Genomic DNA, 7,044 nt, shown 5'->3' on the forward strand with positions numbered 1-7,044 from the left:
CAACGCTGAGCCAATCGACGCAGGGCAACCAGTGGTTGTAACTGTGGACCATCCTGTAGCTGCGGTAGCAGACGACCAGGTAACAGCAACGAAGTCTCTTGAGGGTGGTGCCGGAGTTGCGGCGTCACAAAAAGTGGCCGTAGCGCTTGGTAGTGCGGCAGCGGCTTCTTCGGTGAAAGCTGCACAGGGCAACGATAAACGTGACACCAAGGTCGAGAGAAGACCTGAGGTTTCAAGTAAGAATGAAGTTGATGCTGTTCGAGTATCGGTCAAAGACGATGCAGCCACGGTCAAAGAGACAAAGCCTGCGAAGAGTGTTGTAGGTAAGAGTGTTGTAGGCAAGAATGAGGTAGGCAAGAATGAGGTAGCTCTGGGTGACAAGGCCGTGCCTAATCGAACTGATGCGCAAATGGAGGCCAAGGCTTCCGAGCATCTTTATCGCGCGGTGAATAAGCTTCCCAACGGTTCAGGTAGCGGTGTGATCACGAAAACAAAGGCTCAGCCTAAAGCAGTTAAAACAGCCAGGGTAGCCCACGCAGCCAAAGAGGAACGACAAGACGTTAAGGGAGCGGTTACGGCAAAGGTTGCATCTGAAGGCGCCAAGGTATCCGAGAGTCAGCAAGTTAAAAAGCCTACGAAACCCAGTGCAGAATCTACGAATAACCAGGTGAAGGTTCAGGAACAGGTTGTACCGGAACGGAAGGTGGCGCCCTCAGTAAGTCAAGCGAAGGTTGCTACTCCCGCTGCTCAAAAAACGAGTTCCGCCAACACTCTTCAGGATTCGAAGAAGCCGGAAGTGGTTACGAGTAACGTTAAGACTGAGGCTCCTAAGCAAGCACGCAATGAGTCTTTGGGTGAGGGTCGCTCGCTCAATCTCGGTGCGCGAGACAGTATGACTGTTGAGACAAGCCTTATTGGAAGTCGATTATTTGGGAAGCGCGGTGCAGAGAAGCAGCCAGCAACCTATCGCAATACAAAGTTGACTCAACCGGCAGCAGTGGTTCGTGAAGAGGTAACCACTGCTCAGAAAGTACGGTCAAATCAGCAGGCTAAACTAGGAAGAGTCACTGTGCCTAGTCAGCAACTGGCAGCGGGTACAGATGCTACGGCCATGGCGGCCACTTCGGCGCGAGTGGAAACAGCAGCACCGGAAGCGGGAACGGTTAAGAAAACAGCATCGACTGCTACTGCGACACAGGCTGAGAACTCGGTAAAGAGTGATAACGGAGAAAGCCTAACTGCGAAGAATAATGATGTAAGCCAAGAACGAGAGCAGAGCAAAGAGCAGGGAAAGCGCAGCGACAACAACCGCCACTTCGAAACGAAAAAGCAGGTTGAAGCAGAAGTAAGAGCGAAAGAAGAGGCTCTAGATGACCTACAAGAAGCGTCTGATGTTGAAATTGCTGATGAAGTTGCGCAGGTAAAGCAATCCACGGCGGCGAATAAGCTAATGGCTAAAGAGGGCGGTAAAGCGGCAGTGAGCCCTATTAGGGACTTAAGCGATACGCCGCGTAATGCAGCAGCAGTCTCTGAGCGGCGAGAAATTCATGAGCAAATCTTAGCTAAGAATCTTGGGCGCAATCTGGGACGTATAGCAAGCATGGGTACCACGCACGCAAAGCTTCGACTGCATCCTCAGGAATTCGGTCGTGTCGATGTAGAGATTCGAACACGCGATGGCGAAGTTACCTTACTGGTTCGTACGGAAACGGTCAGCGCGGCGGCTGAGCTTAATAGCCAGATGAACGATTTAAGAGCGAGCATGAAAGAGCATGGTCTGAATTTGGCTGAATGCGATGTAGATTCGCGAGGCTTTGGTGCGGAAGACCGTGAGGCCGATGGGTCGCAAGAAGGCAGAGACGGCAACGGCCGAGGTCGTGGTGACCAGGATAATCGAGAAGGACGCGGCAGTCGCCGCAGAAGAGGTCGCGGGCAACGCATTAAGCGAAGTGCCATCGACGTCGTGGTGTAATAGAAGGAGATCGGGATGTCTATTGAAGGTGTTTCAACAGTTGATGACAGTGTCTTTAACCTGAAGGCAACAGGCGGAGATGATATGGGGAAGACAGAATTCCTCAAGCTTTTAACCGCCCAGCTGCAGCATCAGGACCCTATGAGTCCTCAAAAAGATGCGGATTTCGTTGCGCAGCTTGCCCAGTTTAGCAACCTTGAACAAGCCATGGCGCAAAATGCGAAGCTTGAGCAACTGCAGATGTCTTCATCGGCACTCGTGAGTTCAACAACAACGGACTTGATTGGCCGTGAGGTGTTGGCAAAGGGTGATATTGTAAGCATTCGCAATGGCGAACGACCTGAGCCTCTTAATTATGCGCTTGGTGAGAACTCTGCCGATGTTTCGCTTCGAATCATGAATCAGGATGGAGCGATAGTGCGCCGGGTTGAGCTTGGCAATCAGGGTGCAGGAACCCATAACTTTTCTTGGGATGGACGAAACGATGAAGGCGATATGTTGCCATCAGGTATGTACCGAATTGAGGTTATGGCAACTGATGCAAATGGACTGAGCATTGAATCGTCCACGAACGTTCGAGGCGTTGTTCACGGCGTGACCTTCGACCGAGGTTACCCGGAGTTACTGGTAGGAAACAGCCGGATTCAGCCAGCCGATATTATCGAAGTGAAACAACTTGTAGACGAGTCATCGACCGATTCTCAGGACGATGAAATAGATGAAACAGATGAAGCAGATAGCGACGCCCTGTCGAATAATGATGGGGCCGACAGCGGCGATTTAGATTTAGATTTGAGCGGTTTATTGGACGGTTTAGGTTTGTAAATTTCTATTCTAACGGGATACCGGGGATAGCGAAGAGGAGTGTGGTAGGATGAGTATTCTTAAGTCAATGTATTCAGCGGCAAGTGGTTTAATGGCACACGCGGAGGCCATTAGTGTTGCGAGTGATAACATCGCAAACGTCAACACAATTGGTTTTAAGGCGCAACGTGCGCGCTTTGAAGATATTTTAGGTAGCACGGTTGCCGGCGCGGTTGAGAACCAAGCATCTGGTCAAGGTGTCCGCCTTGGTGGTGTTCACTCTCTGTTTACGCAAGGTTCGTTGATTGGTTCAAACCTCAACACGGATATGGCGATTCAGGGTGATGGTTTCTTCGTTATGCAGGGTGCCTTTGATGGCCAGCAAAACGGACGCTTCTATTCACGTGATGGCCAGTTCAATATCGATAACGATGGTTTCATGGTTAACGGTGCAGGGCTTCGGGTTATGGGATACTCGGCGGATCAGGATGAGAACCTATCAAGTACACTGAGTACTTTGGAAGTACCGCTGACGCAGATTGTTCCTCCAAAGGCTTCGACGCTTGTTAACTTGGGTGCAAACCTTTCGCCGGTAGACAACGAGAGCTTCATTGTAAGTACTGCAACGTCTCAGATTCAGTTTGGTACGGGTGGTACTTTGGCACCACAGGGAACTGATATCCCAGGTGGCTTCGATGGGACGACTGTAGCAACAGCTGAGGTTTCGTCTCACTACAGTTCAAACGTAACCATTTATGACCAAGCGGAAGGTGAGGCTGGTCCTCAGGCTCACGATGCGACCATTTGGTTTACGCAGACAGGTAACGACACGTGGACATGGCGTGCAACCGTTCCTTCAAATGAAATGGGAGCATCTACAGTGGATCCCGCAACTGCGCGGGGTGATGGTACCGAGCAAGTCGTTATTGCCGGTGGTGCGTTATCGTTTGATAACACAACGGGTGCTTTGACAACGGGTTCGCAAGATGCTGGTTTGAACGACTTCTTGTTTTTGAACACGGACGACCCGTCGGTTGTAGACTTTAACTTTGCCAACTCCAACATCAGCCAGGCGTCTGGTGTTTCGGGTATTACGCCGACCGGGAATGGTTCTTTGGGCTTTCAGTCGGAAACTCCGGAGACTACCTCACACTTTTCAACCTCTGTTATCGTGTATGATACGTTGGGTGTAGGCCACAACGTAAACGTATTCTTTAACCAGACATCGACTGGTAACTGGTCATGGCACGCTTTGGCGGATGGCGCTGAAATGGCGGATCCAACAGATACAACCCAAACCCGAGAAGGTGAGAATGTCGTTCTCGCCAACGGTACAATTACTTTTGACGAACACGGACGTTTGATGACAGAAAGTCAAACAACCAAAACGTTCCACTTTTTCAACACCAACGGTACTCAGCAAATCAACTTTGATTTTGGTGAGAACGCTACCTCTACCGACAACGGTGGTGATGGTGGTACCGGTTTGGGCGGGTTAACTCAGTTTGACCAGGCGTCCAGTGTTTCTGAAATCTTACAAGATGGTTATGCATCGGGTGCTCTTGCGGGTATCAAGGTTCAGCTTGATGGTAAGATTACCGGTACTTTTACAAACGGTGAGCGTCGTGTCCTTGCGGCCGTAGCGCTGGCACGATTTGTAAACAACGATGGACTGATTCGCCGGGATAACGGTCACTACACTGAATCACCTGACTCCGGTCAGGCACTTGTTGGACAAGCGGGTACGGGTGGTCGTGGTTCGATTGTTGGTAACAACTTGGAGCAATCCACGGTTGAGCTGGCAAACGAGTTCGTAAACGTCATTACCTATCAGCGTGGTTTTCAGGCGAACTCTCGTTCGATCACCACCGCCGATCAGCTTTTGCAGGAAGCAGTTAACCTCAAGCGTTAATAGCCTAATTTAATGCGGCCAATCCGGAAACTAGCTTCGGATTGGCCGCATTTTTTTTTGTTTGATGACTGGGGTGCTAACTTGGTGATTTCCTTGCCCTAACTAGGTGCTCGGCATAAGATAACTTAAACGTAAGCATCTGTTTTCGGAGGTGAAAGCTTGGATCTCGGAACCGTCATCGGCCTTGTTTTAGGCCAATTGTTGATTGTGGGTTCTATTTTGATTGGCGGGTCGCTTATGACCTTCGTCAACGCGCCAAGTATTATTATCGTTGTAGGTGGGGTTCTTTCCGCCATCTTAACCGCTTTTCCTCTCCCCGACGTCATCAACATGATTAAGGTATTAAAGAATACCGTCAAAGATAATACCCGTCCTGTTGAAGACACCACGGCCCAGCTTCAGCAACTTGCCCAGAAGGTTCGTAAAGAGGATCTGCTGAGTCTTGAAAACGAGCATATTGAAGACCCATTCATGGCACGCGCAGTGCGCTTGGCGGTGGATGGCGTGCCGGTCGACACGATACGGGCGACGCTATCAGATGAGTTGACAACGCTTAAAGGTCGCCATTCAGGGGCGCAAGACATCCTGACGTTTACGGGTACGATGGGGCCGGCCTTTGGTATGATTGGTACCTTGATTGGTTTGGTTCAGATGCTTCAGGCTCTCGATGATCCGTCAAGTATTGGTCCAGCAATGGCGGTGGCACTTCTAACGACACTCTATGGCGCGATTATCGCCAACTGTTTTGCGATTCCACTGGCCGAGAAATTGGCTCAGCGAACCGCGGTAGAAACACAGAATATGCGACTTATCATTGAAGGTATCGACTCGATAGTGAAGGGCGAGAACGTCATGATTACGAAAGAGAAGCTTGAAGCCTTTCTTTCACCGCTTGAACGAGCAGGCGGTAAAAAAGCTGAGGAGGCTCCTGCGGCTTAAGCAGTGTTATGGAAGAGGAATGCGACTGCCCACCAGAAGGTGCTCCGGGATGGATGAGTACTTTCGCCGACCTTTCCACATTACTCCTCACGTTTTTTGTTCTGCTTCTTTCCTTTGCAAATATGGACGTCATTAAGTTCCAGGATATGGCTGGTTCTTTGAAGGATGCCTTCGGCTACCGAGAAGATAATCTTGGTAATTTCCACCCCGAGATGATTGCTCGAAGAACGAAGATTCAGTCGTTTATTGAGCAAGTTAAAAAGGGTGGTCCGCGTAAGAAGCAGCGGAAAATGCAGAAGAAAATCCAGGACTTAATCCAAAATCAGAAAAAAAAGACAAAGAGTAAAATAGAGGCCCAGACCAACAAAAAGGGTATGATTATTCGTGTCGATGACAGTGTGATGTTTGGTGGTGGTGCAGCCAGCGTTAAGCCTGCAGGTTTTCCCGTCCTCGACGATTTATCCAAGCTACTCCAAGAGTTTCCTTGCGACATTCTGGTTGAAGGACACACCGACGACTCGCCCATTTCAACTCGTAAATTTGACTCCAACTGGGAACTTTCCGCGTTTCGAGCGATCAGCGTCATGAGGTATTTGGTTGAGGTTGGAGGGATCGATCCGACCAGAATTGGAGCCGCCGGGTTTGGAGAAATGCGCCCCATTGTACCGAATGATTCTCTTGAAAACCGCCTGAAAAATAGGCGTGTCGAGTTTGTTTGTCACGAACCCATCAGGCCCAAAACGCTCGTCTATAAGACGGATGAGAACCTCGATGTTCTTCCCAACCAGCCGCCGCCGGATGAGGAAGACGAAGATGATGAAGAGGACGATGACGAGGATTCTGAGGGAGATGAGGACTCAGATGATGAGGAATCTGACGAGGATGATGAAGAGTCCGATGACGACGATAGTGAAGAATCAGATGACGACGAGTCCGAAGGCGACGAAGAGGACTCGGAAGACGACGAAGAGTATGAAGATGATGAAGAATACGAAGATGATGATGAAGAATATGAAGATGAAGATGAAGAATATGAAGATGAAGAAGAGTAGTCTCCTCGCTTAATTCAACGACCCTTTCGATGTATCCTACCTTGGCTCACCCAGGCCTACCTTTTAAGCTAAGCCTTTAGAACTCCTTTATTTTTTTGGCCGGTTAGAGTGTCCGGTTGTCATGCCTGGAGACCCATTCTGGCGTCAAAGGTCCGTCACGATGTCGACGGATTGGCGAATATGAGACGGTTATTGGTTCGATGAACGCGAACAATTTAGATGATCTGAGTCTTTAATGTGCAATTAAATCAGTTGCTTACGAGTTATTTGTCATTTTAAGGTCGTTTGGGCACACCCCTTGCAAGGTTAGTTCATGTGATGATTTTCGTGCAAATATACAAATCGATTTTGGCATTGTCCTGCTG

At 49.5% G+C, this 7,044-nt stretch carries 5 protein-coding genes; all 5 read left to right on the forward strand.

Features of this window, described 5'->3' with window-relative positions:
- A partial coding sequence (locus tag HOK28_14610) for a hypothetical protein (protein MBT6434327.1) occupies positions 1-1,972 on the forward strand: 1,972 nt, incomplete at its 5' end.
- Positions 1,973-1,987: 15 nt separating this feature from the next.
- Positions 1,988-2,797, forward strand: coding sequence for a flagellar hook assembly protein FlgD (locus tag HOK28_14615; protein ID MBT6434328.1), 810 nt, complete (start codon positions 1,988-1,990; stop codon positions 2,795-2,797).
- A 49-nt stretch (positions 2,798-2,846) separates the two neighbouring features.
- Positions 2,847-4,688, forward strand: a complete 1,842-nt coding sequence (locus HOK28_14620) for a flagellar hook-basal body complex protein (GenBank protein MBT6434329.1) — start codon at positions 2,847-2,849, stop codon at positions 4,686-4,688.
- A gap of 159 nt (positions 4,689-4,847) precedes the next feature.
- A complete protein-coding gene (locus HOK28_14625; protein MBT6434330.1) occupies positions 4,848-5,627 on the forward strand; it encodes a motility protein A in 780 nt (259 codons plus the stop codon).
- A gap of 8 nt (positions 5,628-5,635) precedes the next feature.
- Positions 5,636-6,679: an OmpA family protein gene (locus tag HOK28_14630; GenBank protein ID MBT6434331.1), complete on the forward strand. Its 1,044-nt coding sequence runs from the start codon at positions 5,636-5,638 to the stop codon at positions 6,677-6,679.
- Positions 6,680-7,044: the final 365 nt, after the last annotated feature.

This window comes from Deltaproteobacteria bacterium (assembly GCA_018668695.1).
Lineage (GTDB): Bacteria > Myxococcota > XYA12-FULL-58-9 > XYA12-FULL-58-9 > JABJBS01 > JABJBS01.